18 protein-coding genes are annotated in these 24,477 nt (G+C 66.2%); 12 read left to right on the top strand and 6 right to left on the bottom strand.

Annotated elements, in window-relative coordinates:
• Positions 1 to 325 precede the first annotated feature (325 nt).
• Together AC5RWT_RS17270 and AC5RWT_RS17265 are read right to left on the bottom strand one after the other, a co-directional pair.
• Complete coding sequence (locus AC5RWT_RS17270; RefSeq protein ID WP_494081220.1) at positions 326 to 1,582, bottom strand: Y-family DNA polymerase; 1,257 nt, start codon at positions 1,580 to 1,582, stop codon at positions 326 to 328.
• A gap of 76 nt (positions 1,583 to 1,658) precedes the next feature.
• Positions 1,659 to 2,078 (bottom strand): LexA family protein, encoded by a 420-nt coding sequence (locus tag AC5RWT_RS17265; protein ID WP_494081219.1) that lies wholly within the window; start codon positions 2,076 to 2,078, stop codon positions 1,659 to 1,661.
• A 206-nt stretch (positions 2,079 to 2,284) separates the two neighbouring features.
• Here AC5RWT_RS17265 and AC5RWT_RS17260 point away from each other — a divergent pair, with 206 nt between their 5' ends.
• Positions 2,285 to 4,072 (top strand): HNH endonuclease signature motif containing protein, encoded by a 1,788-nt coding sequence (locus AC5RWT_RS17260; RefSeq protein WP_494081218.1) that lies wholly within the window; start codon positions 2,285 to 2,287, stop codon positions 4,070 to 4,072.
• A 192-nt stretch (positions 4,073 to 4,264) separates the two neighbouring features.
• Positions 4,265 to 6,856, top strand: a complete 2,592-nt coding sequence (locus AC5RWT_RS17255) for an ATP-dependent Clp protease ATP-binding subunit (protein ID WP_494081217.1) — start codon at positions 4,265 to 4,267, stop codon at positions 6,854 to 6,856.
• 198 nt (positions 6,857 to 7,054) lie between these two features.
• Here AC5RWT_RS17255 and AC5RWT_RS17250 read toward each other — a convergent pair whose 3' ends face one another.
• Positions 7,055 to 7,753: a TetR/AcrR family transcriptional regulator gene (locus AC5RWT_RS17250; protein ID WP_494081216.1), complete on the bottom strand. Its 699-nt coding sequence runs from the start codon at positions 7,751 to 7,753 to the stop codon at positions 7,055 to 7,057.
• A 101-nt stretch (positions 7,754 to 7,854) separates the two neighbouring features.
• On the opposite strand from AC5RWT_RS17250, the gene AC5RWT_RS17245 reads away from it, so the two are divergent.
• The 3 genes from AC5RWT_RS17245 (at position 7,855) to AC5RWT_RS17235 (ending at position 11,473) form a co-directional block, all read left to right on the top strand.
• Positions 7,855 to 8,904: an NAD(P)-dependent alcohol dehydrogenase gene (locus AC5RWT_RS17245; protein ID WP_494081215.1), complete on the top strand. Its 1,050-nt coding sequence runs from the start codon at positions 7,855 to 7,857 to the stop codon at positions 8,902 to 8,904.
• A 146-nt stretch (positions 8,905 to 9,050) separates the two neighbouring features.
• A complete protein-coding gene (locus AC5RWT_RS17240) occupies positions 9,051 to 9,848 on the top strand; it encodes a pullulanase X25 domain-containing protein (RefSeq protein WP_494081214.1) in 798 nt (265 codons plus the stop codon).
• Between the two features lie 401 nt (positions 9,849 to 10,249).
• Positions 10,250 to 11,473, top strand: a complete 1,224-nt coding sequence (locus AC5RWT_RS17235; RefSeq protein ID WP_494081213.1) for a glycine cleavage T C-terminal barrel domain-containing protein — start codon at positions 10,250 to 10,252, stop codon at positions 11,471 to 11,473.
• A gap of 106 nt (positions 11,474 to 11,579) precedes the next feature.
• Here AC5RWT_RS17235 and AC5RWT_RS17230 read toward each other — a convergent pair whose 3' ends face one another.
• Positions 11,580 to 13,310: a sensor histidine kinase gene (locus AC5RWT_RS17230; protein WP_494081212.1), complete on the bottom strand. Its 1,731-nt coding sequence runs from the start codon at positions 13,308 to 13,310 to the stop codon at positions 11,580 to 11,582.
• Between the two features lie 84 nt (positions 13,311 to 13,394).
• Here AC5RWT_RS17230 and AC5RWT_RS17225 point away from each other — a divergent pair, with 84 nt between their 5' ends.
• From AC5RWT_RS17225 to AC5RWT_RS17210, 4 genes are read left to right on the top strand one after another with little or no spacing between them, the layout of a single operon-like run.
• The gene (locus AC5RWT_RS17225; RefSeq protein ID WP_494081211.1) at positions 13,395 to 14,516 is read left to right on the top strand and encodes a SpoIIE family protein phosphatase; all 1,122 of its coding nucleotides are present in this window, start codon (positions 13,395 to 13,397) and stop codon (positions 14,514 to 14,516) included.
• The gene (locus AC5RWT_RS17220) at positions 14,513 to 16,468 is read left to right on the top strand and encodes a glycosyltransferase family 2 protein (protein WP_494081210.1); all 1,956 of its coding nucleotides are present in this window, start codon (positions 14,513 to 14,515) and stop codon (positions 16,466 to 16,468) included. Before AC5RWT_RS17225 ends, AC5RWT_RS17220 begins: the two co-directional genes overlap by 4 nt.
• Complete coding sequence (locus tag AC5RWT_RS17215) at positions 16,452 to 16,784, top strand: STAS domain-containing protein (RefSeq protein ID WP_494081209.1); 333 nt, start codon at positions 16,452 to 16,454, stop codon at positions 16,782 to 16,784. The genes AC5RWT_RS17220 and AC5RWT_RS17215 overlap by 17 nt, the downstream gene beginning before the upstream one ends.
• Complete coding sequence (locus AC5RWT_RS17210) at positions 16,777 to 17,217, top strand: ATP-binding protein (protein ID WP_494081208.1); 441 nt, start codon at positions 16,777 to 16,779, stop codon at positions 17,215 to 17,217. The genes AC5RWT_RS17215 and AC5RWT_RS17210 overlap by 8 nt, the downstream gene beginning before the upstream one ends.
• Before the next feature lie 16 nt (positions 17,218 to 17,233).
• Here AC5RWT_RS17210 and AC5RWT_RS17205 read toward each other — a convergent pair whose 3' ends face one another.
• Entirely contained in the window at positions 17,234 to 18,487 is a 1,254-nt protein-coding gene (locus tag AC5RWT_RS17205; protein WP_494081207.1) for a M20 family metallo-hydrolase, read from the bottom strand.
• Positions 18,484 to 20,178: an amidohydrolase gene (locus AC5RWT_RS17200; RefSeq protein WP_494081206.1), complete on the bottom strand. Its 1,695-nt coding sequence runs from the start codon at positions 20,176 to 20,178 to the stop codon at positions 18,484 to 18,486. The genes AC5RWT_RS17205 and AC5RWT_RS17200 overlap by 4 nt, the downstream gene beginning before the upstream one ends.
• A 161-nt stretch (positions 20,179 to 20,339) precedes the next feature.
• On the opposite strand from AC5RWT_RS17200, the gene AC5RWT_RS17195 reads away from it, so the two are divergent.
• The 3 genes from AC5RWT_RS17195 to AC5RWT_RS17185 all read left to right on the top strand — a co-directional run bounded on the left by AC5RWT_RS17195 (position 20,340) and on the right by AC5RWT_RS17185 (position 24,458).
• Positions 20,340 to 21,524 (top strand): helix-turn-helix domain-containing protein, encoded by a 1,185-nt coding sequence (locus AC5RWT_RS17195; RefSeq protein WP_494081205.1) that lies wholly within the window; start codon positions 20,340 to 20,342, stop codon positions 21,522 to 21,524.
• Between the two features lie 199 nt (positions 21,525 to 21,723).
• Positions 21,724 to 23,052: an MFS transporter gene (locus AC5RWT_RS17190; RefSeq protein ID WP_494081204.1), complete on the top strand. Its 1,329-nt coding sequence runs from the start codon at positions 21,724 to 21,726 to the stop codon at positions 23,050 to 23,052.
• Positions 23,053 to 23,183: 131 nt separating this feature from the next.
• On the top strand, positions 23,184 to 24,458 hold the full coding sequence (locus AC5RWT_RS17185; RefSeq protein WP_494081203.1) for an ArgE/DapE family deacylase: 1,275 nt from the start codon (positions 23,184 to 23,186) through the stop codon (positions 24,456 to 24,458).
• Positions 24,459 to 24,477 lie beyond the last annotated feature (19 nt).

The following is a 24,477-nucleotide window of genomic DNA, read 5'->3' as shown; positions in this document are numbered from 1 at the left end:
AAGGCGTGAACATCGCGCCCGGCCCGGCCGAGGAGGAGGACCGGGAAACCCCGGACGATCGCGGGCTCACGACTGACACCAGCCCGAGCGACTGATCCGCGCGCGCGACAGCGCCCGTTGCCTCTTCGGTGACGGGCGCTGTCGTGTCGAGGCCCGGGCGGCGGCAGTGCCCGGGCGGCGGCAGTGCCCGGGCGGCGGCAGTGCCCGGGCGGCGGCAGTGCCCGGATCGCGGCAGTGCCCGGATCGCGGCAGCGCCCGGGCGGCAGCGCCCGGGCGGCTGCCGTTCCCGCGGCGGGGATCGGGGTGGTGACCGTCCGCCGTCGGATCAGTCCGCCTTTACCACCGGCAGCTCCGACCACTCGGTGGTGTAGCGCGGCGAGGAAAACTCACGCTTCATCGACCACGCCGCCGGGGCAGCCAGCCCGCCCTGGCCGAGGCCGATCGCCGCTTCGCCAAATTTTGACCGGACGGCGCCCATCAGGTCGCCGATGTGCCGCTGATCCAGTTCATTGACAAAGGGATCCAAGGTCTGCTGGCCTCCCGCCGGCTCCAGTCCGGACAGCAGCACTCCCGCCCTGACGTACTGGGCGCCGGGAACAAGGCAGCCGCGCATGGCCGCCACAGCCGCCTTGGTCAGCTGGATTGGATCCTGCGTGGGGGCGGGCAGATGAACGCTGGCAGCAGGAAAGGATGCCTCGCCGCCGGCGAATTTGCTGGTCCCTGCCGTCACGGTCAGCACCGAGGCGCGCAGTCCCTCGGCAGCCATCCGGGCAGCGCCGCGCTGGGCATAGACCGCCATCACTTGGTCCATCTCTTCCAAGGTGGTCACCGGCGTGGAGAAACTGCGCGAGAACATGATTTGCTGCTTGTCGGCCCGTTCCTCCGTGTGCGGGATGCATGCCGTGCCGTTCAGTTCCAACACGGTCCGCTGCAGCACCACGGAAAACTTCTTGCGGATCACCTGCGGGTCCGCAGCCTTCAGGTCCGCAACCGACTCGATTCCGATGGCATTCAGCCGCTTCCCGGTTCGTCCGCCCACGCCCCACAGCCCGGTCACCGGAACGCGCGACTGGATCCAGCCGATGTCGGAAGCCGGCATTGAATCCAGCGAGCACACTCCGGCCATCTGCGGATTGCGTTTGGCTATGTGGTTGGCAAACTTAGCCAGGGTCTTGGTCGGTGCCACGCCCACACTGACGGGCAGACCCACCTGCCGGGCCACAGCCGCGCGGATCCTGGCGGCCGTCTCCCTCACCTGAGCCTCATCACCCGGCAAGCCCAAGAACGACTCGTCAATCGAATAGACCTCTTGCCACACTCCAAACCGACCGAGCACTTCCATCACCCGGGCACTGAGGTCCCCGTACAGCTCGTAGTTGCTGGAGCGCGCCACCAGCCCCCATGCTTTGGCCCGCGGCGCTACCTGGAACCAGGGCGTCCCGGTCTTCAGCCCCAGTTGCTTGGCTTCCTCGGAGCGTGCCACCACGCAGCCATCATTATTGGAGAGCACGACGACGGGGCGCCCCTCGAGCGATGGATCAAACACCCGCTCACAGGAGACATAGAAATTATTGACGTCCACCAGCGCAATCCGTTCGCTCCGGTGTGCAATGGGTTCGCGGGATACGGTTGGTTCCCCAGACCCGGACACGGGCGCGCTAGACATGGTGCAGACATCGGGTGGCCACACCCCAGATGCTCAGATCGGCCAGTTCGCCCACCTCGGTGGGGACACCGCCGTCGTCAGTCTGCAGGCGCACGCCGTCCGCAGCGACATACAGCCGCCGCACCACCAGCTCCCCGTCCAAAACGGCGATCACCACGGAGCCATCGCGCGGCGTCAGCGCGCGGTCCACGATCAGCTCATCGCCATCGCAGATCCCGGCCGCGGCCATCGAGTTCCCGGCCACCCGCATCACAAAGGTGCTGGTGCGGTCGTGGATGAGGTGCCGGTTCAGGTCGATGCCGCCGTGGAAGTAGTCGCGCGCCGGCGACGGGAAACCACGGGCATCCTCTGGCGTCCCGTCCCCCAGCTCCGGGCCAACCGACGCACCGGAGGGCCGTTCCAGACCGAACATCCCGACCCCCGTCTTCGAACAAAGCTTCGAAGCACAACACTAGCACCCGCAGCCCGCGAAGGGCTTGGCTGACCCAGGTCCGTGGGCTTTCCGGGAGCGACTCCTGCCCGGTCGACTGATCCTCCACAGACAGAGGGCTGTTGGGGGTTATCCACTTAGCTCGAATACCGGTTCGAGCCGGAGCTTTGGCTGCGTAGCGTTGAAGAATGGCAGCGGAACCGTTGGACGAGGCACAGGAGCCGGAGGAACATTCCGGCCTTCCTGCCCTGCCCGACGGCGGTGCCGCCGACGGACTCGGCGAACCCACAGACGCCGGCCCGGGTGAACTAACAGGCGCCGGCTCGGGCGAACCCACAGTCGCCAGCCCCACAGAACCGGCGGGTCCCGAGAGTGTTCCTGATGCCGCCGCGCCGGATGGTGGGATAGGGCCGGAACCTGCGGCGCCCCTGCCTGCCGGTGAGTTGTGGGCGGAGGATTGGCAGGAGCTGGAGCCGGCGGAACTGGCCGGCCTGCTGGCCGGGATTGATCCGGGGGCCTTGGACGACTGGTCGGCGTTGGAATACCTCAAGGCGGTCCGAAAGCATGAGGCATGGACGCATTCCCGCCGCCTCCGGGCCCAGCACCGCATGGCCGTGCTCAGGCCCGCCGTGGGCCCCGATGCCGGTGCACCCGACGGGATCTCCCGCCACGCCGCCACCGAACTGGCCCCCATCCTCGGGGTACCCCGCAGACAAGCTGCGGCGGAACTGGCCGACGCGCACCAAATCGCCACCTACCTGCCCAGCACCCTCGCGGCCCTCGACCAAGGCATCATCGACCTGCCCAGGGCCGCGGCCATTGCCCGCAAGGGCACCGACCTGCCACCGGCCGTCCTGACCGAATACGAGGCCCAAATCCTGCCCGGTGCCGGGGCCATCACGCTGGAATCCGTCCAGGCCCGTGCCCGCACCGCCCGCGATCGGCTGCATCCCGAACCCTTGGAAACCCGGCACCGGGCCGCGATGGAATACCGGACCGTCCAGTACCAGCCCCAGGACGACGGGATGGCCGAACTCATCATCCGCACGTCGGCGGAGAAAGCGATGCTGGCCTACAACCTCATGCAGGCCCACGCCCGGAAACTGCAGACCGCCGGCGAGACCCGCACCCTGGGCCAGCTGCGCGCCGATGTCTTCACCGACATGCTCCTGCACTACCCCGACCACGCCTACCAACCCCATACGCCTGACACCGGCAGCTCAACGCCGGACGCAGCCGAAACAGCTCGGAGGGAAGCCGGCGGCCACCCCGTGGCCGGCGACCCGAAGGCCACCGGAACCCCGGCAGATGGACCACCCGCAGCAGCCACCAGGGAGGCCGACCGGCCGCCAGGCCGCGGGCGGTGCACTTGCGGATCCGGGAACGTGACCGCGTCCGTCGCCGTGACCGCACCCCTTGCCGCCTTGCTGGCGCTCTCCGAAGAACCCGGTGAACTCACCGGCTACGGTTTCATCCCGCCGGACATGACCCGCGAGCTCGCCGCGCTGGCCAAATCCTGGCTGATCGTACTCACCGACGACTACGGCCAGGCCATCGCCGCCGCCAAAGACCTGCGCCACCCGCCCGAATGGCTCAAACGCCTCGTACGGCTGCGCGACCGGCACTGCCGCGACTACGGCTGCACCACCCCGGCCGACCAATGCGACATCGACCACACCATCGCCTGGGAAAACGGCGGCAAAACCGTTCTGGAGAACCTGCACGCCGCCTGCAAGCCCGATCACAAGACCAAACACAACGGCGGCGGAACCGTCAGCCAACACCACGACGGGACCCTGCACTTCACCACCCGCTCCGGCCACACCCACACCACCACCCCCGACGAAGGATGGGCACTCACCATTCCCACTGCCGAAGGGGAACATGGCAGCGAAGTGGGTTCGGATGACACCACGGGCCGTTACCCGGCTGAAGATGCTGGCGAACAACGGGACGACATTCCCCCGCCCTTCTGAGCAAGCCGCGCGGCGTCGAAAGATAGAGAGGCGTCCCTGATGCTTTCCTCGGCTTGCGGTGTTATCCACAGGTGCTAGGCCCCCGTTGGCATGAGCCAGCTGGACTCAACTTTTTCAAACTTCTGGAATAATCTGGGGACAGAGGCGTTAATATGAGTCGAAGGCACTCAAGTTCCATACGGGAGGATTTACATGCCACTGTTCTTCGGACCAGCTTCCGGCAACGGTTCATTCGACGAGTTCCTGGCCCGCTACCTGCAGGGCCAGCGGGCGGCCCAATCCCGCCGCACCGTCGACCTCACCCGGCTGCTCAGCCGCCGGACGCACGAAGTGCTGGCACAGGCAGCCCGGTTTGCCGCTGGACTGGGGCACACCGAGGTGGACGCACTGCACGTCCTGCACGTCATGGTCGGCCAAGAGCCCGCTGCCAGCCAGATCAAGCTGACCGGTGCCGACCCGCACTCCCTTGCACGCGCCGCCGAGCAAGGTCTGCCAGAAAAGACAGGGCCGACCAACGAGACGCCGTCGCTGACGCCGTCGGCACAGCGTGCCCTGCTCGACGCCCATCAGGTGGCCCGCGCGTTCGGCTCCACGTACATTGACCCCGAACACCTGTTCGCAGCCTTCGTCCTTAACCAGGAGACCCCTGCCGGCCAGATTCTGGCCGACGCCGGCGTGACCCCGCAGGCGCTGCAGCAGGCCGCCGAGGAAGCTGCAGCCAACGCTGGCGCCACCAACAACACCATCGGCGAACAGCCGGCAACCAACCCGGCTTCGGACACCCCGATGCTGGACCAGTTCGGCATCGACTTGACCGACCGGGCCCGGGAGGACCGGCTGGACCCGGTGATTGGCCGCGCCGACGAAATCGCGCAGACCATCGAGATCCTCGCGCGTCGGACCAAGAACAACCCGGTGTTGATCGGCGAGGCCGGCGTCGGCAAGACCGCCATCGTCGAAGGCCTCGCCCAAGCCATCGTGGCGGGAGATGTCCCCGAGCAGCTGCGCGGCAAGCGCGTGGTGGCACTGGATCTGCCGGGGATGCTGGCCGGCACCCGCTACCGCGGCGATTTCGAGGAACGCCTGACCAAGACCATGGAAGAGATCAGTGCCGCCAGCGGCGAGCTGATCGTGTTCATCGATGAGTTGCACACGGTGGTCGGGGCCGGCGGGGGCGGCGAAGGCGGCATGGACGCCGGCAATATCCTCAAGCCCCGGCTGGCCCGCGGCGAACTGCACCTAATTGGTGCCACCACGCTGGGCGAATACCGCAAGGTGGAGAAGGATCCTGCCTTGGAGCGCCGCTTCCAGCCGGTCATGGTTGGCGAGCCCTCGCTTGAAGACGCCCTGCAGATCCTCGCCGGGCTGAAGGACCGCTATGAGGAACACCATCAGGTGACCTACACCGACGGCGCCCTCCGCGCCGCCGTCGAAATGTCCGCCCGCTACATCACCGACCGGTTCCTGCCGGACAAGGCGATCGACCTGATCGACCAGGCCGGCGCCAGGTTGAATCTGCGGCGCGGTCCGCGCGTTGACGTGGATGCGCTGCGCGCCCGGATGACGGAACTTGAGACTGCCAAGAACGCTGCGGTCGGCGAGGAACGCTACGAGGACGCGTCCAAGCTGCGCGACGAAATTGAAGACCTGAAGGACCGGGTCGACGCCGCCTCCAAGCCTGCCACCGGTTACTCGGAAGACAACGACGGCGCAGCGCGCCGCGGCGTCGCGCCGTCCGATGTGGTGGGCGAAACGGAGATCGCGGAAATCATCTCGCGCTCCACCGGCATTCCGGCCGCCCGGCTGACGCAGGGCGACCGGCAGCGGCTGGCCCGGCTGGAGGAGGACCTGCACGCCCGCGTGATCGGACAGGACGGCGCGGTGACAGCAATCGCCAAGTCCGTGCGGCGCAATCGCACCGGCATGGGCGACGAAGGCCGTCCCGTCGGCAGCTTCCTGTTCCTAGGACCCACCGGCGTCGGAAAGACCGAGTTGGCCAAGGCACTGGCAGAGTCGCTGTTCGGCGACGAGAACGCCATGGTCCGCTTTGACATGAGCGAATACGGCGAGCGCCACACCGTCTCGCGCCTGGTCGGCGCACCTCCGGGCTACGTGGGTTACGGCGAGGCCGGGCAGCTGACCGAACGCGTCCGTCGGCACCCGTACTCGGTGGTGCTGCTGGATGAGGTGGAGAAAGCACATCCGGACGTGTTCAACCTGCTGCTGCAGGTGCTCGACGACGGACGCCTCACCGACGGGCAGGGGCGCACCGTGGACTTCCGCAACACCGTGGTGATCATGACCTCCAACCTTGGGTCGGAGTTCCTCGCCAGCAAGGGCGGCGCACTGGGTTTCACCGCCAACAACGGCGCGGATGGCTACGGGAGCGAGCAGGACCTGCGCGCCCGGGTGATGGGCCGGCTGCGCGAGACCATGCGGCCGGAGTTCCTGAACCGGATCGACGAGATTGTGCTGTTCCGCAGGCTGGAGAAGGAGCAACTGCGCTCCATCGTGCGGCTTCAACTGCGCAAGTCGGAAGCCCGGTTGGCCGCGCAAGGCATCTCGCTGGCCGTGGACGAAGACGCGGTGGACTGGATTGCCGACGCCGGCTACGAGCCGGAATACGGAGCCCGGCCGCTGCGCCGCGTGATCCAGCGCGAGCTGGATGACCGGGTCGCGGACCTGCTGGTGGCGGAGGCGGTCGCCGAGGGCGGGCGGATCAGTGTGACCGCGGGCGATAGCGGACTGCTCGTAAGCGCCGACAGCCTGGCGGCAGCCGCATAGCCCTTATCAGCTGGCGGCGCGGCGAGAGCGAGGGCGGGACAAACCCATTAACCGGGGTGTCCCGCCCTCGTTGTTGTGTGCCACCGCAGATGAGTCCCGACATTAAGGTCCGGCACAGACGATGGAGATCGTGGCCCACCTTTGCACTATGCGGCTTAGCTCATACCCGCGGCACCTCAGGTCACACCTGATGGCGGCTTAGCTCATCCCTGCACCGGGGGGCTCGGCCGCCGGCAGGTGGGCAGCAAGGCCTTCGAGGATCAGGTCTACGCCGAAGTCGAACTCGTCGCCAAAATCGTAGCCGGGCTGCAACACATGCTCCGTGGCCAGCTCCCGCAAATGCGGATAGTCCTCGGCAGTGAACATGTCCACCATTTCCCTACCGACTTCCGCCAGGCTGTCCGGTCCGTCGAAGGGCAACGACGCCTCCTGGAGAGCAGTTCCGTAAATGTAGGCGTCGAGCAAAGCGTAGGCGTGTGCCGCCAGGGGCAGCGAGAATCCGGCGGCACGGAGGGTCCCCAACGTCGCATCGTGGTGGCGCAGGTTGGCCGGTCCCGGTCTGGTGCGGGATTCCATCAACGCGATCGCCCACGGGTGCTGTCGCAACACCAAGCGGGCAGATGCCGCCCGGCGCTTCAACTCAGGCTTCCACTCCCGGCCGGGCACCGGCAGTTCGATCTGGTCGAAGACGGCGTCGACAATGCCGTCGAGGATCTCGTCCTTGTTGCGGACGTGGTGGTAGAGCGACATGGGCTTGGTGCCCAACGACTGAGCCAGCGAGCGGATGGTCAGGCGAGCCAGCCCGCCGTCGTCGGCAATTTCCATGGCGGCGCGGAGCACCCGTTCCCTGCTGAGTGGAACCCGTTCTGCGGGGGCGGCGCCCGATTTTTCTTTCATTGTCCCGGCGACTATAGCATTTCCGTACTTTGTACGGTACTTTCGTACAAAGTACGGGAGTACCACCCAGTCCGAGAGTTCGGTCCTCGAGAGGAAGCCCCATGGAAGCCACAGATTCCGCCGATTCGTCAGCAAAATCCGCCCCGCTGCACGACCGCTCTGGCCCGCCGGCAAAAGGCACCATGCGCGCCATCGTCCAGAAGGAATACGGATCAGCCGACGCCTTGCACCTGGCCCAGATCGCGGTTCCGGAGTTCACCGAAAACCAGGTGCTCCTCAAGGTCCATGCCGCCGGGCTGGACCGCGGGACCTGGCACATGGCCACCGGGCTGCCTTACCCCGTCCGCGCAGTATCCGGGTGGAAAGCCCCCAAAAACCCAGTCCCCGGCCTCGACGTTGCGGGCACGGTGGCAGCTGTTGGGAGCGAGGTCACGAAATTTGCTGTTGGCGACGAGGTCTTCGGATTCGGCAAAGGCTCCTTGGCGGAGTTTGCGGTGGCGTCGGAGTCGCTGCTGGCCCTGAAGCCGGCCGGACTGACGTTTGAGCAAGCCGCGGCGGTTCCGGTTTCCGGTGTGACCGCGCTCCAGGCGCTGCGGGATATCGGACGCGTCCAGTCGGGGCAGCGGGTGCTGATTACCGGTGCTTCGGGCGGCGTCGGTACGTACGCCGTGCAGATAGCCACGGCTCTGGGGGCAACCGTCACCGGTGTGTGCAGCGCCGCCAAAGCGGAACTGGTGCGTGATCTGGGTGCCGAGACCGTGGTCGACTACGCCCGCGAGGACTTTGCCGCCGGGGGCCATCAGTACGACGTGATCGTGGACATCGCGGGGAACCCGTCCCTGGCGCGCCTGCGCAGGGCTTTGGCCCCTGCCGGCACTGCGGTCATCGTGGGCGGCGAACACGGCGACCGCTGGACGGGCGGTCTGTTCAGGCCGGTGGGCGGAATGCTCCTGTCCCTCCTCCGCCCGCAGCGTTTTGTGATGTTCATGGCGCGCCAAACGTCCGCCGATTTGGAAAAGCTGAGTGAGCTGATCGTCACCGGGCAGGTGAAACCGGTCGTCGACCGGACTTTCCCGCTGGAGCAAATGCCCGAAGCCTTGGGACACCTGGAGGCCGGTGCGGTTCGGGGCAAGTTGGTCATCACCGTGTAGTCCGGGCGCTGGGCTCCATCGCCGGAACGCACATTAGACGGGAGGCCTTCGCCGACACACAAGGCTAAATAGTGGCGCGTGCTGCTGCCGGGTCCCAGACTGGGAGCGTTACCAGTTCGGGCAGCACCGCGAAGGAGCCACGGCCAATGCTCAAGACCCATCTCCGTCTCAAACCCGTCCTCGAGATCCTGGCGGCCGCAGCCGCAGCCGGTACCCGGCCGGATGCCAGGGAAGTAATCAGCGAAGCATTGCGCCGCGTACCTCCCACCACGCACGAGCAGGAACTGCTCAGCGGCGGGGTGCCGCGCGCGTTCAAGAACCTGACGACGGCGACTGCCCGGCTGGTGAAGGCCGGCTGGATGTCCAAGGGCCGGGGCGGTTGGTCCATCACCGATCAGGGGCTGCGGGCTATCGAGGCCTTTCCCGACGCAGCGGAACTGGCCGCTGCCCTCGACGCAGGTACCCCGCTGCCGGAAGTGTCGACGCCGGCGGACCCCGAGCTTCCCGCCGGCCAGCCTTCCCCGCTGGAACCGTCATCGTCATCGGCGGCGGATCGCGAGCTTCCCGCCGGCCAGCCCTCACCGCTGGAACCGTCGTCGTCGCCAGCGGATCCCAAGTCTCCCGCGGACCAGCCCTCGTCCGTCGCCGTGGTGGGCGACTTCGGCGTATTGCTTGGCGCAGACCGGGATTGGGATCCGGCCGCCGAGTCGGTGCAGATGCGTTTCGACGCCAGCGACGGCCTCTGGAAACTGGACGCTGAACTGCCGGCCGGCCGGTATGCGTTCAAGTTCGCCCTGAATGGCTCGTGGGAGGAAAACTACGGCGCCTACGGTCTCCTGGACGGCGCCAACCATGAGTTCCAGCACGACGGCGGTGCCCTCGCCATCGCCTACGACCACGCCATCCACGATCTGGCGCCAGAGTCGCTGCCGGTCCGCGCCTGACACCTGGCGGCGGGCGGCGGGCGGCGGGCGACTGGCGGTTGTTGGCTAGCGCCTGACGGCGGGCGACTGACGCCTGTTGGACCAGAGTGTCCCGCTGTAGCCCCGAGGCCAGCACGACGAGGGGAATAAAAGGCGGTGGATCGCCGTCGTGATCGGCTGCTGCCCAGGCGACCGCACTGTGTTCCGGGCGGGTCGGGTCGCGACGCCGTCGAAGTCCTGTTGGCCGAGCCCTCTGATTCTGCGGGAGGGCCCGTCGGAGAGGTGCCAATAACGCCCTGCCGGAACCCTTGACTGCTCCGTAAAGCGGCTGCCACCATGAGTCCCACATGGCGCAAAGTTGCGCACCATGCGCAACTGCTTCAGGTCCGGCTGGCGCCAGCACCTCGAAGGAGAAAGCACTCATGTCGGAGATTCTCGATTCGGGCTCCGCCCCGTTCAATCGCACGGATTCATCCCTCGTCAACCCCAACCCCGCGGTCACGCTTTATACCCGGCTCCGCAAGTCACCCTATTTCTGGAAATCGCGGGAACACGGCGTCGCGGCCTACAGCGTGTACAACCACACCTACCATCCGCGCCACTACGGCGATCCGGTCAGTGAGTACTGGTCGCTGTTGAACGACGTCACCTTGTGGGACGTCGGGGTGGAGCGGCAGTTGCAGATCAGCGGACCACAGGCCTTTGACTTCACCAATATGCTGACCCCGCGCGACCTGACCAAGTGTCAGGTGGGCCAGTGCAAGTATGCCTTCATTACCGCGGCCGACGGCGGCATCATCAACGACCCCATCCTGTTGCGTGTGGAGGAGAACAAGTTCTGGCTGTCGCTGGCCGACAGCGACGTGCACCTGTGGGCCATGGGTCTGGCACACGCCGGCGGCTGGGACGTCACGGTGGAAGAAGTGGACGTGGCGCCAGTCCAGGTCCAGGGCCCCAAAGCCAAAGGGCTGATGTCCGACCTGTTCGGCCCGCAGATCCTGGACATGCCCTACTACTACATGCAGCACCACACCTTGAACGGCATGGATGTGGTGGTCAGCCGCACCGGCTACACGGGCGAGGTTGGCTACGAGATTTACCTGTACAACGCCACCGAGAACGCCGGCCGCCTCTGGGACACCATCTGGGAAGCAGGCCAGCCCCATGACCTGCGGGTCATTGGCCCCTGCCACATCCGGCGGATCGAGGCCGGCATGCTCGCCTACGGCTGCGATATCACCCTCGACACCAACCCCCTGGAAGTCGGCTACGACTACAACTGGATGGTGGATTTGGACCAGGAAGCGGACTTCGTCGGCAAGGAAGCGCTGGGCCGTATCCGCGAGAAGGGCATCGATCGGCTGATGGTCGGTCTGGATATCGGCGGCGAACCGCTGGGCAGCTACAACGACGGGTCCATGATCGAGCCCTTCCCGGTCTCGGTCGGCGGCGGCTCCCCCGTCGGCGCGGTCACCAGCGCCTGCCATTCCCCGCGGCTGGAACGCAACATCGGGCTGGCCATGGTGCCGATCGACCTCAGCACCGAGGGCACCGCCCTGTCCATCCATACCCCCGAAGGCGTCCGCGAAGGCACAGTCGTCCAAAAGCCCTTCGTCGATCCCACCAAGTCCACACCGAAGGACTGAACGTCAGGCCCGCCCACCCACAACAACGACGGCGGAACCTTCCTTTCGGAGGAAGGCTCCACCGTCGTGCTTTCCACCTTTCACAGGCGGCGCCGGCTCCGCGGCTTCACGGTGTTGTCCGGGCGGCGACAGGCGCCCTTCGGCGATCCGGGCTGCCGTCTTCGAAGGCATCCCCGATCGGCGGCCCGGCCACGGGCAGGGTGAACCTGAAGACGCTGCCCACGCCGGGCTTGCTGTCGCATGTGATGGTTCCGCCATGGCGTTCCACGATGTCCTTGGAAAGCGCCAGTCCGAGGCCCAGTCCCGGGATGGAGCCTCGGCGGGCCGCCGGACTGCGGAAAAACCGCTTGAAGACGTTCTTGCTTTCCGCTTCACCCATGCCCATTCCCATGTCTGCCACGCTGCATTCCACGACGCCGTCCCCTGCAGCGCAGCTGACCGTGACGTCCCCTCCCTGCGGGGAGTATTTGATGGCATTGGAGAGCAGGTTGTCCAACACCTGACGGACACGCGCCGGGTCGCAGACCACGTTCAGCTCCCCGGGCGTCTGCACGGTGAGCCTGACGCCTCCGACGGCAGCCCGAGGTTCGGCCGCCGCCACCGCCTGAACGGCGATTTCCCCGAGATCCGCGGGCACCGGCTGCAGCTCCGAGAAGCCTGCAGCAGTGCCGAGCAAATCGTTGACCAGGTTGAGCAGCTGGTCCGAATTCCTGGTGATGGTTTCCAACCCTGAGACCATGTTCGCCGGCAAGTCCGGCGCCATGGCCAGCAACTCCGCATACCCCTTGATGGAGGTCAGCGGTGTTCGGAGTTCGTGGGACACGCTGGAAAGAAAATCACTCTTTGCGTCCACCGCCGCCACCAGCTCGGTGACGTCGCTAAAAGCCAGCACCGTACCTTCGCGGCGGCCGCTGTCGTCTGCCATCACCTGGGCGGACGTGGACAGGACACGTTGCCGGGGCTTGCGGCCCATCCAAATCAGGTACTCGGAAAACGACTCGCCCCGCAGGGCGCGGCAAATCGGCCGGTCCTGCGCCGGGATAACGGTAGTACCGCCGTCGGTATAGAGCTCCAGTCTGGATTCCGGCGCGAACTTCTCCCCCGGAGGAAGTGCCAAAAGGCGCAGCTCCTCCTGCCGTCGGTTGCGCAGGATCGTGTTGCCGCCTTCATCGACCGCGAGGACCCCAACGTTCACCGCTCCCACGACGGCGGAGAGGAGCCGTTCACGCTTGCCACTGGCTGCCAACAGGCTGCGCAGCTCGGCGTCCTTGGCCTCAACCACGCGCTGCTGCTCCATCATGCTTGCCGTCATGACCCGGACCGTGATCCCAATGGCCAGCATCATGAACGGGATGAGCAGTGGGTGGGTTAACGCTTCGACAGTGACGGCAGGCTGCTTGAGGAACACCGGAATCCACACCATCGCCAGGGCGGCCAGCGCACCGGCGATCACGGACAGCCGCGGGAGTTGGCCCGAGGCCGCCAGCCAAATCACTGGGAAGGCGGCCAGCAGCCCCACGCCGGTCAGGAACGACCCGGTACCTTCGCGCAGCAGCCCGATGGGAATGAAGTCAAGCAGCGGAATGATCAGGAAGGACGGGTAGGGCAGCTTGTCCCAGGGAACGAGGAAACATGCCGCCAGCAGCACAGCGTTGAGCACCATGCTGAGCCCAAACAGCGGATCCGCGAGGATGGGCGCAGCCGCTATCCAGGTGCCCACCAGCAGGAACAACATCGTGACAGACAAGGGCAGTTGGCTCATCACTACGCGCCCCCGCAGCGAGAGAGTATGGAACTTCACCCGGTTCAAGATCAACAGATCGAGGACTTTTTCCACGGCGGCGACTCCAATATCGTCGTCACGGGCGGATTCTGCAGTGACGGATGTGACAAACGGGAAGATAACCGCCTTAATGAAAGCATGCCCGCTGCCCCCAGCAACCGCCGTGCCGTCATAGTCGAGGACAACGCCGACATCCGCAGGCTGCTGGTTCAGATTGTCAGCGATCAAGGCTTTACGGTTGTGGAAGCAGAAACCGGGCGGGACGGTCTTGAGCTGATCCGCAACGGCGGCGCCGACCTCATCACGTTGGACCTGAACCTGCCCGATTTGGACGGCATCGAAGTCTGCCGCCAGGTAAGGGCTTTTTCTGACGCTTACATCTTGATGATCACCGCCCGCGTGGACGAGATCGACCGCCTGAATGGGCTGGAAACGGGCGCGGACGACTACATCAGCAAGCCGTTCAGTCCCCGCGAACTGCAGGCACGGATCGCCGCGCTGTTCCGCCGCCCGCGCACCCAGCCTGCCGAAGCAGCGCCCAGCACCGCCGACCAGGAACGCGCCGCCGAGGTCCAGCGCAGCCTGCTGCCCGGCGAGCCGCTCCGGTTGAAGGACTACGACATGAGTGGTCGTTGCCGGCCCACCCGGAACGTGGGCGGTGACTTCTTCGACTGGTGCGCCACCGAAAACGGCCTGCAGGTTACCGTTGCCGATGCGATGGGCAAAGGCATGGGCGCTGCCCTCATCGCGGCCACAGTCCGCGCGGTGCTGCGTTCCTCCAACCGGCATGCGGACCTCAACCGGGCCTTCGAAGCAGCCAGCCAGGCGCTGGAAGTGGACTTGGCGCAGTCCTCGTCGTTTGTGACCATCTTCCACGCCCGACTGGACGCCGGCAGCGGAACGGTGGAATACGTGGACGCCGGTCATGGGCTCGGGCTGCACCTGTACGACGGCGGCCTGCGCCGCCTCCCCTCGGGCGGCCCTCCAGTGGGTGCTGTGCCGGGCAGCACGTGGACCGCCGGCAGTTTGTTGCTGGCGCCCGGGGATTCCCTGTTGGTTCTCAGCGACGGGCTCCTCGACGCCTTCGACTCAGTGGATGCGGCAATGGACGCGGTGGCCGCTGTTGCGGCCGTGCGGAACTCACCGCACGAGGTCTGCGACGCCGTGCTGGATCTGGCCGGCAGCGCCGTTGCCGACGACGTTACCGCGGTGATGTTGCGCCGCTGCCCGAGCGGCCTGGGAGCCGAGGCCGCTCGGTGAAACCTTTCGCCATCCGTTTGCTGGTAGTTCTGACGGTCATTCTGGGCGCCAACTACTTGATCTGGCGCTGGCTGGAATCGCTGAACTGGTCCGCCTGGTGGATTGCTGTTCCGCTGGTTCTTGCCGAGACCTACAGCTTGATCGACGTGGGGCTCTTCGGCCTGACTGTATGGCGGATCCGTGAACGCAAAGTGCCGCCGCCTCCGCCAGCGGACGCCACCGTCGACGTGTTCGTCACCACCTACGACGAACCGCTGGACCTGGTCATGGCTACAGCGCTGGCGGCACGGGACATCCGTTACCCGCACAGCACGTGGATTCTGGACGACGGTGCCAGGCCGGAACTGGCCGACCTTGCCGCCAGTCACGGGCTGGGGTACCTGACCCGCACCGGCGACTGGGCGGACAAGCCGCGGCACGCCAAAGCCGGCAACCTGAACAACGCGCTAATGATGACCCAAGGGGAATTCCTCTTGATCCTCGATGCCGACCAAATCCCCCGGCCGGACATATTGGACAAGACCCTGGGCTATTTCAACCAGCGCCGGGTCGCCCTCGTCCAGACCCCGCAGTACTTCAGCAACGTTCCGGCCGACGACCCGCTGGGCAGCCAGGCCCCGCTGTTCTACGGGCCCATCCAGCAAGGCAAGGACGGATGGAACGCAGCGTTCTTCTGCGGTTCGAACGCCCTGCTCAGGCGCGAAGCTTTGATGCAGCTGGGCCTGGCCGGCTATGTCACCGAAGTCGACCGCGGGGTTCAGCGCGCGCTGACCGGGGTGCGAAGTGCCATCCGCAAGGCCCGAAGGTCGCCGGAAGCGGCAGATCCGCTGGTGACAATGCTGCTCGACGAGGTGGAGGCGGCTGCTGACACGGCCCGCGCCAAGCTCCGAAGCGGCGGCTCACTCAGTGAAATCACCTATGACCTCCGGAACAAGGTCGACAGCGCCGTGCGGTCCTTGGTCGCCGAAAACTTCGCGGCCGTGGAAGCGGACCTGGCCGAGATTGCCGCCATGGGGCTCGGGGGCAAGATGGGCACGCCTGAACCGGACGAACTGGACGGGGCAGTGGAGCGGATGTCCCAGCGGGATTGGTCCCCGCTGGGGGCGCTGGGATCGGTGCAGGCCGTGCTGGACGCTGTGTCCATTGAACGCCCCGACGAAGCCCAGCCGGTAATGCCGCTGGCTACCATCTCCGTGACAGAGGACATGGCGACCTCGATGCGGCTGCATGCGATGGGCTGGCAAAGCGTCTACCACCACGAGGTCCTTGCCCACGGGCTCGCCCCGGAGGACCTCAAGACCATGCTCACCCAGCGGCTGCGCTGGGCCCAAGGCACCGTCCAGGTGATGCTCCGCGAGAACCCGCTGGCGCAACGGGGGCTGAAGCTCGGCCAACGGCTGATGTACTTCTCCACAATGTGGAGCTACCTCAGCGGCTTTGCCGCGGTCATCTACTTCGCCGCACCGGTCATCTACCTCACCTTGGGCATCCTCCCCGTCAATAGCCTAAGCACGGACTTCTTCATCCGATTCATTCCGTTCATGGTGGTCAACCAGCTGCTGTTCGCGGTGGTGGGTAAGGGCGTCAGCACCTGGCGCGGGCAGCAGTACAGCCTTGCTCTCTTCCCCACCTGGGTCAAGGCGTGCACGACGGCGGCCCGTAATGTCTGGCTAGGACGCCCCCTCGGATTTGCCGTCACTCCGAAAGCCCGCCAATCCGAAGGGAGCAGCTGGAACCTGATCACGCCGCAGCTGGTGACCATGGCGTTGCTGGTTGTTGCCCTCCTGGCAGGCACGGCAAGACTGGCCGCCGGGCTGAATGAACCCCTGGGCACTCTGGTGAACGTGGCGTGGGTTATCTTCGATTTGCTGATCCTGAGCGTGCTGGTCAAAGCTGTCAGGTACAAAGGGTTCAAGCCCGACGAAAGGAACGCCGATGCAGTTCACCGTTGAGACAACGCCCGGTTATGCCGAAGTGAACGGGAGCGGCCGGCTGAACATGGTCGCAGCCCCCCGCCTCCGCGAAGTTGTGGCCGCAGTCGTGGCTGACGGGAACCACCATGTGGTGGTGAATATGGCGGGCACGGAGTTCATGGATTCCTCCGGCCTCGGGGCGCTGATCGGCTGCCTGAAGATCGCCCGCCAAGCCGGGGGCGACCTCCGCATCGCGAACGTGCAGCCGCAGGTGAAGATGGTGCTTGAGCTGACAAGCATGCACCGCGTGCTGACCCCGTACCAGAGCGTCGAGGCAGCGTTTTCCAATGACTGAGGTCCTGGCCGAAACATCGCGCCAGGGACTGGCCACGGCGGAAACTGTCGACGCCCTGCACGAGGACTTCGAGGCACTGTGGACGAAAGCCGGCTTCGTTCCGGATATGGACCGCATGGCCTTCTCGACGGCCGTGATCGAGGCCGCAACCAACGTGGTGCAGCACGCCGTCCCCGCTTCCGATACTCCCCTGCAGCTCGGCGTCGAGATCACCATACGGTCCCGCCGGCTGGAAGCACGTATTTCCGAAATCGGCGCAGCACCTTCCCGCCCCGGCTTCCCGGACCAGCACGGGCATGAGGTTGACGCGGAATCGGAGTCAGGCCGTGGACTCAACCTGATCCATGCCTTGGTCAGCACGGTCACCTTCGAGCGCCACGGCGAGGACAACGTCTGGGTTCTCTGCCGCCACGCCTCCGAGGACAGCCCCTAAAGCCGCCGGCAGGCTACTAGTCAGCTGCGAGTTCGCCGCGGACCAGCCGCCGGGCGACTTCGGTCAGCAGCTCCAGGCCGCGCAGGGCGTCGTCGTCGCGGGTGAATTCGGCTTCGTTGTGGGAGACACCGTCGACGCTGGGGACGAAGAGCATGACCGTCGGGACAACGTCCTTCATGTTGGTCGAGTCATGCCCGGCCACGGTCATGATGTCGGTGTGGCTGAGGCCGAGCCGCTCGGCACTGGCGATGCCAAGCGCAACACCGGCAGGCTGGTAGGACACCAGTCCCCACTGGTGGGTCAGCTCGAGACTGACCGCCGTGCGGGAGGCCACCTCCGCGTCCGCGATGCGCTTGTCCAGCAACTCCTTGGCCCTGGCCAGCACGTCCTCGTCCGGAGACCGCAGGTCCAGGTTCATGACCGCCTGCCGCGCAACGGTCACCGGCGAGTTGGGCAGCACATACATTTCCGACACCGATGTGTGCAGCTGCCCCGGGGCGAACTCGGCCGCGAGGTTGCGGGCGGCGGCGATGACCAGCGCTGCTCCGTAGAGGGCGTCCCGGCGGTCCTCCATCCGGGTGGAGCCGGTATGCGACTGCGCCCCGTCGACCGTCACGCGGTACTTGCTGGCTGCCCACGTACGGTCCACGATCCCGACCTGGGTGCCGGTTTCCTCAAGATTCCTGCCCTGCTCAATGTGGATTTCGGCATACCGGGCCACATCAGCCAGCACGGGGGCGCCGCCGTCGGCACTGCGGTGCCCTTCGGCCAAGGCTTCCGCAACCGTTGTTCCGGCCGGGTCTTCCGTGGCCAGCGCCTGTTCCAGGGCCAGCTTGCCGGTGAAGACGGAACTGCCCATCATGCTGGGTGTGAAGCGGCTGCCTTCCTCGTTGAACCAGTTGACCACGGCGACGTTGTACACCGCGTCGATTCCTCCGTCAGCGGCTTCGGCTGCGACGCGGGCCGCGGCATGCGCGCCGGCCAGCACGCCGTAGGCGCCGTCGTACCTGCCGGCCAGCGGCTGGGAGTCCAGGTGCGACCCCAGCAGCACGTAGGGGGCACCGGGAGCAAGTTCAACGGTGCCGAATTGGTTGCCGGCGGCGTCGATGGTTTCGGTGAAACCGTGCTGTGCCAGCCACTCGCCGAACCAGCGGCGGGTGGCGTGGTCCGCCGTCGTACCCGCCTGCCGGTCAACGCCGCCGCCGGCGGTGGCGCCGAAACCGGACATGGTGGTGAAGTCTGCAAGGAATTCCTGGTTGCTGGTACTCATCGGGTTTCTTCCCGGGTTGCGGCAGTCGCCGTCTCCGCGGCTTCCGTGGCCGGGAAGTTTTCCGCCCCGAAGCGGATCTCGCCGCCCACCATGGTGGCCAACACCTGCGTGGAACTGATGCGCGAGGGGTCAACGGCAGTGGGGTCCTGATCCAGGAAAACCAGATCGGCGAGCATGCCGGGCACCAACCGCCCCTTGTTCTCTTCCGTTCCCGTGGCCGCCGCGGATCCAGCGGTATAGGCAGCCAGCGCGTCGGCCGCGGTGATCCTCTCGTTGGGCCCGTAGACCTTGCCGGAAGGGGTCAGCCGCTGCACGAACGACTGCATGACATCGAGCGGCCGGCCGTTGGAGACCGGCCGGTCCGAGCTCCCCGGCAAGGTGGCGCCGCGTTTGAGCAGGCTCTGGGCCGGGTAGGACGTCGCCGTCCGTTCCGGACCAAGCAGCCTCGCCATGCCATCACCGAACTCGGTGATGAAGTGCGGCTGCGGGACCAGGACAATTCCCGCCGCTGCGATGCGGTCCAGCTGTTCCGGCCGGACCACGCCTCCGTGCTCAATCCTGTTGGGCAGCGGCTTGCGGCCGTAGGTTTCCTGGGCTTCCGTGATGATGTCGATCGCGTGGTCCACGGCATGGTCGCCGATTGCATGCATGGCTATGGCCCAACCCGCCCGGTACGCTTCGAGTGCCGACGAGCGCAGTTCTGCGGCGTCCATCTGCAGGTAGCCGTGGTTGTGCGGGCACCCGACATACTCTTCGGTGACGTAGGCGGTGCTGCCCAGCAGCGATCCGTCGCTGAAAATCTTCACCGGCCCCAGCCGGAGCCAATCGTCGCCCAACCCGGTGCGGATGCCGGCGTCGAGCCCCCGGGAGTCCGGGTCTGCCGCATGCCCCGGAACATGGTGCAATGCATCCAAGACCAGCATCGGCTGCATGCGCACGCTCAGCAGTCCCTTGTCGCGTGCGCTCTGGTACGCGGCGAACTCGCGCGGCGAGTAGCCAATCCATCCGCCGGCAATGCCGGCGTCGGTGACGCTGGTGATGCCCTCGGTCAGGTAGTGGGACGTGGCGAGGTCCAGGGCGCGCTCAAGGGTGGCCAGCGGGTAGGGCAGCATAATGTCCTGCACCAGCCGCATGGCGTTCTCCTCGAGCAGCCCGGTGGGCCGGCCCTCGGCATCCCTGGCGACGACGCCGCCGTCGATGGGCGCATCGAGGTCTGCCCCGCGTTCCACAATCAGGTCGAGTGCAACGCCATTGACATTGCAGGCGTGGCCGGAAGAGTGCTTGATCCATACCGGGCGCCCGCCGGCGGCAGCATCCAGCCGGTCTCGGTCAGGCTGGGCCCCACCGTGCAGCAGCGGGCTGTACCCGGAGGCCACGACCCAGTCGTCCTCCGCGAGTGACGATGCTGCTTCGGCGATCACCGCATAGGCGTCCTCGAGGCTCTCGACGGACCCAAGGTTTGCTTCCATCAGGCCCAGCCCGAACCACACGCTGTGGGCGTGCACATCATTGAAGCCGGGAACGACGACGGCCCCAGCGGCGTCCACAATCCTGCGGGCGCGCGGGACGCTCTGCTCGTCGACGTCGAGCGCCAGCACCTTCCCGTCGTGGATCAGCAGGCTTTCAGCCACCGGATGGCCGGGGTCCTGGGTCAGTACGCGGGCGTTGCGGATCAGGAGATCGACGAGCATGAGTCCTCTTCGTGCTTTCGCTGCGGCGTGCCCGGAGCGACGGATGGCGAACAGGGCCGTGCCGGCCGCCTCCCCTATTCAACACTGGAGCTTTGATGCGCTCAATGGCTAAAAGACGCCATAAGACGCCGGGGAATTAGGCAATTGCATAAGATCGGTCCATGAGCGAGTCGCGCGTACAGACCAAGCCGCACAACGGCAGCCGGCCCCGGGACTTTGCGCCGGACCCGTCGGCCGAACCGCAGTGGACCGAACTTATCCAGCGCTTGTGGCGGGAGCGCGATTCACTGGTCAGCGACTTCCTGGAGCGCTTCGCCGCCATCTCCTATGAGGGCGCGCTGGTTCCGGACGAGGACGTCCACCGGACGGCGCAAGACACCATGGAGATGTTTTTGTTCCTGTTGGCCGGCTTGGATCTCCCTCCCGATCTTCAGTCCTTGCCGCGGGACGTGGCCGCGCGGCGGGCGCGTCAGGGGGTTCCGCTGGAGGCCTTCCTCGGCGCTGTCCGCAACGACTTCAGGGTCCTGTGGAAGGGACTCGAACGAGTTGCGCGCGGCCACGGCACCGACATCCTCGTTGCCAACATGGACCGCGTCCTGGACACCGTGGAGAGCTACGTCAGCAGCATCCAACAGGCCTTTTCGGAAGAAGAAGCCCTGCTGGCCCGAGACAAGCAGCTGCACCGGCAACGGCTGCTTTCACGGCTCTTCAACACGGATACGCGAAATAGCGCCGAAGTGTCGGACATCGCCGCGGGACTGGAAGTCCAGAGCTCGGACGTGTTCGAACTGGTGGCCATCACCAAAGAGACACTGGCGAAGTTGCAGCGGCAGCCGGCGGCTGACCGCCAGACCTTCTCCTATGAACGGGCCGGGGCGCTGTACCTTTTCCGCGTAGTCCGTTCCGGCCGGACCTGGCAGGACGATCCGCCCGAGTTCCCGGCCGGCTTCGTCCCCGCAGTTGAAGGCCTGGCCGCGATTCCGCAGGCGGCTGCATCAGCGCTGGTTCTGGCTGCCAAGCACGGGGCCGCAACAGGACTGGCCACCATCGCGGGAACCTGGATGACAATCGCCAGGGACCTTCTGGAGGACACCCTCCCCGGATTCTCGCATCCGGTCACCGAGGCCTTGGACCACTGCACGCCGCACGAGCGCCAGCGGTTGCTGCAGGTGGCTCGAAGCTACGGACGCACGGGGTCGATCAAGGAAACGGCGGAGGAACTGTACTGCCACCGAAACACGGTGGTCAACCGGCTGCATTCCCTGGAAGAGGTGATCGGCCTCGATATGACGGTGCCTGCGCAGGCAGCCTTGGCACTGGTTGCGCTGGCGGACTACAAAAACTGACGTTTCTTGTTGATATGCACAAATCGTCGTTGTCAAGCCGGTGAGTATTGTCATTGTTTAGGTGATTGGCACTCCCTTACAGTCGAGAGGTACTTCACAGCTCTACCGCGGGATGTCCTCCGTTCAGGGCCAAAGGAATGACGGGCTGCCGCTGCCTCCTGCGACGGGGCCGGCCCCGCACAGCTTGAAAGGCAACCACGTGTCGACGCCGCAATCTATCAATACTCCGGGTGCTCCACCCACCATTTCCGGCAAGGATGCCGGCAAGATCGCCCGGGCCGCCTTCGTTGGGACGGCTCTCGAGTGGTACGACTACTACCTCTTCGGCACAGCCGCAGCCCTGGTCTTCAACCGCCTGTTCTTCACGGACCTTGATCCCACGGCAGCCCTGCTGGCGTCGTTCGCCACGTTCGGCGTCGGCTTCGCCGCCCGACCGATCGGTGCTGTCCTGTTCGGTTACATTGGCGATAAGTTCGGGCGCCGCCCCGCGCTGCTGACCACCATCGTGATGATCGGCATTGCCACCGGCCTCATCGGGCTGCTGCCGGACTTCGGCAGCATCGGACTGGCCGCCCCCATCCTGCTCGCCGTGCTGCGACTCGTCCAGGGCCTGGCCGTGGGCGGCGAATGGGGCGGCGCCGTGACCATGGCCGTGGAGCACGCCCCGGCTGAGAAGCGCGGCCGTTACGCCGCCATGGTCCAGATCGGTTCGCCGGTGGCGACCCTCCTGGCCTCCACTGCGTTCACTCTGGTGCTGCTCTTCCCCTCCGACTTCTTTGACGCCTGGGGCTGGCGCATTCCCTTCCTGCTGGCCTTCCCGATGCTCCTGATCGCGCTGTGGATCAGGATGAAGGTGGAAGAGTCCCCCATCTTCAAGGATCTCCTGGCCCAGGAAGAGACGTCCAAGGTTCCGGCCGTCGACGTCTTCCGTCATGCCGGCGGCCGCCTGGTGGTTGCCGTGCTCGCCGCCCTGCTGGGCGTGGGCGGCTTCTACATGATCACCACCTTCGTGGTCAGCTACGGCGTCAACACCCTCGGCGTGGACCGCAATGTCATGGTCAACGCCACCCTGATCGCCGCCGTCGCGCAGATCATCGTCACCATTCTGATGGGCCGGCTTGCGGAAAAGATCGGCCCCGGCAAGGTCACCATGTGGGGCGGCATCCTCACCGCCGCCCTGGCCTTCCCGCTGTTCGCCATGATCGACACGAAGTCGCCGCTGCTGATCACCCTGGCCATCACGCTCGGCATCATGCTGATCGCTGTGGCGTACGCGGTCAACGGCGCGCTGCTGACCGAACTGTTCCCGGCCAAGCTGCGCTATTCCGGCGTGGCCCTGGGGTACAACATTGCCGGCGCCACCAGTGGCTTCATGCCGATGGTCGCGACCGCCATGCTCGGCGTTTCCGGCAACCAGTCCTGGGGCGCGGCCATGATCCTGGCCATCATCGCGCTACTGACCGCCGTCGGCGGCTTCCTCGGCGAGCGGATGCGCGTCGAGGACAAGCGGATCGTGGCAGACAGCTAGGCCCAATGCCCGCCGACTCGGGCGGGCGCCGACCGCCGGAACGCACCGGTGGTCGGAAGCTTCACTCTCCAACACCCGTGGGGGAGCCGTCCTTCCCGGCGGCTCCCCCACCTCATATCAAGGAGCTTTGGATGATCACTGAAGAACAGTCCCGGCGTATCCTCGAGGCCGTCGACGCCGCCTTCGACGCACAGTTGGCCTTTACCCAGGAGTTAGTGAAGCACCCGTCGCTGCGCACCCAGGAAGGCAGCGCCCAGGACCTGCTGCACTCTGCGATGGCGGCCCGCGGGCTGGACATGGACCGCTGGCAGCTTGATCCCGATGAGCTCGCCACCCATCCGGGCTTCGGCCCGGTGACTGTCTCCTACGAGGATGTCACGAACGTCGTCGGCACCTACCGTCCCGCCGCCGAGGCCGGCCGCTCCCTGATCCTGAACGGGCACGTCGACGTGGTCCCGGAGGGTCCGGACGAGGCATGGTCCCGCTCACCGTGGGATGCCCCGATCATCGACGGCTGGATGTACGGGCGCGGCGCCGGTGACATGAAGGCGGGGCTGGCCGCCAACCTTTTCGCGTTCGACGCCGTGCGGGCCGCCGGTCTTGCGCCCGCGGGCCGCATCCACTTCCAGTCCGTGGTGGAAGAAGAGTGCACCGGCAATGGTTCCCTGTCGGCGCTCATGCGCGGCTATCAAGCAGATGCGGTCATCATCCCGGAGCCCGAAGAGGACATGCTGGTCCGGGCCAACGTCGGGGTCCTCTGGTTCAAGGTGCGTGTCACCGGCAACCCGACCCATCCGCGCGAGATGGGCACCGGCTTCAACGCCATCGACGCCGCCTACACCGTGATCACCGCCCTGCGCGAGGTCGAGGAGAAGTGGAACGCGGACCGGGGCCGGCACCGCTACTTCGAGGACCTGGAACACCCCATCAACTTCAACTTCGGGCAGATCGTCGGCGGCGATTGGCCCTCCAGCGTGCCCGCATGGTGTGAATTCGATGTGCGGGCGGCCATCTACCCCGGCATTCCGGCAGAGCAGGCGTGGAATGAACTGCAGGAGCGCCTCGCGCAGCTTCAGACTGGACCGGCAGCGATCCAGGCCGTCGCCACCAAGACCGGATTCTTCGCCGAGGGCTATGTATTGGAACCCGGCAGCGAAGCTGAGTCCCTGCTGGAGAGCACCCACCAGCAGGTCTTCGGCTCGGAGCTGGCGAGTTTCACCACCCCCGGCTATTTGGACGGACGCGTCTTCACGCTCTACGCGGACACTCCCACGCTGGTGTACGGACCGGTTTCCGAGGCGATCCACGGCTTTGACGAGCGGGTGTCCATCGAATCAATCCGCCGAATTACCAAGAGCATCGCCCTGTTCATTGCCAACTGGTGCGGCGTGGAAGAGCGGCAGTAGGACCGCAGCTGCCACCGCT

The sequence above is a fragment of the Arthrobacter sp. Dra40 genome (assembly GCF_059091905.1).
This window is presented reverse-complemented; position numbering and strand designations above follow the sequence as displayed.

Bases quoted from the DNA above. Each gene is read 5' to 3' on its own strand.
- AC5RWT_RS17265 (WP_494081219.1), bottom strand. From the start codon at position 2,078: ATGTTCGGTCTGGAACGGCCCTCCGGTGCGTCGGTTGGCCCGGAGCTG.
- AC5RWT_RS17260 (WP_494081218.1), top strand. From the start codon at position 2,285: ATGGCAGCGGAACCGTTGGACGAGGCACAGGAGCCGGAGGAACATTCC.
- AC5RWT_RS17255 (WP_494081217.1), top strand. From the start codon at position 4,265: ATGCCACTGTTCTTCGGACCAGCTTCCGGCAACGGTTCATTCGACGAG.
- AC5RWT_RS17250 (WP_494081216.1), bottom strand. From the start codon at position 7,753: ATGAAAGAAAAATCGGGCGCCGCCCCCGCAGAACGGGTTCCACTCAGC.
- AC5RWT_RS17245 (WP_494081215.1), top strand. From the start codon at position 7,855: ATGGAAGCCACAGATTCCGCCGATTCGTCAGCAAAATCCGCCCCGCTG.
- AC5RWT_RS17240 (WP_494081214.1), top strand. From the start codon at position 9,051: ATGCTCAAGACCCATCTCCGTCTCAAACCCGTCCTCGAGATCCTGGCG.
- AC5RWT_RS17235 (WP_494081213.1), top strand. From the start codon at position 10,250: ATGTCGGAGATTCTCGATTCGGGCTCCGCCCCGTTCAATCGCACGGAT.
- AC5RWT_RS17225 (WP_494081211.1), top strand. From the start codon at position 13,395: ATGCCCGCTGCCCCCAGCAACCGCCGTGCCGTCATAGTCGAGGACAAC.
- AC5RWT_RS17215 (WP_494081209.1), top strand. From the start codon at position 16,452: ATGCAGTTCACCGTTGAGACAACGCCCGGTTATGCCGAAGTGAACGGG.
- AC5RWT_RS17210 (WP_494081208.1), top strand. From the start codon at position 16,777: ATGACTGAGGTCCTGGCCGAAACATCGCGCCAGGGACTGGCCACGGCG.
- AC5RWT_RS17205 (WP_494081207.1), bottom strand. From the start codon at position 18,487: ATGAGTACCAGCAACCAGGAATTCCTTGCAGACTTCACCACCATGTCC.
- AC5RWT_RS17200 (WP_494081206.1), bottom strand. From the start codon at position 20,178: ATGCTCGTCGATCTCCTGATCCGCAACGCCCGCGTACTGACCCAGGAC.
- AC5RWT_RS17195 (WP_494081205.1), top strand. From the start codon at position 20,340: ATGAGCGAGTCGCGCGTACAGACCAAGCCGCACAACGGCAGCCGGCCC.
- AC5RWT_RS17185 (WP_494081203.1), top strand. From the start codon at position 23,184: ATGATCACTGAAGAACAGTCCCGGCGTATCCTCGAGGCCGTCGACGCC.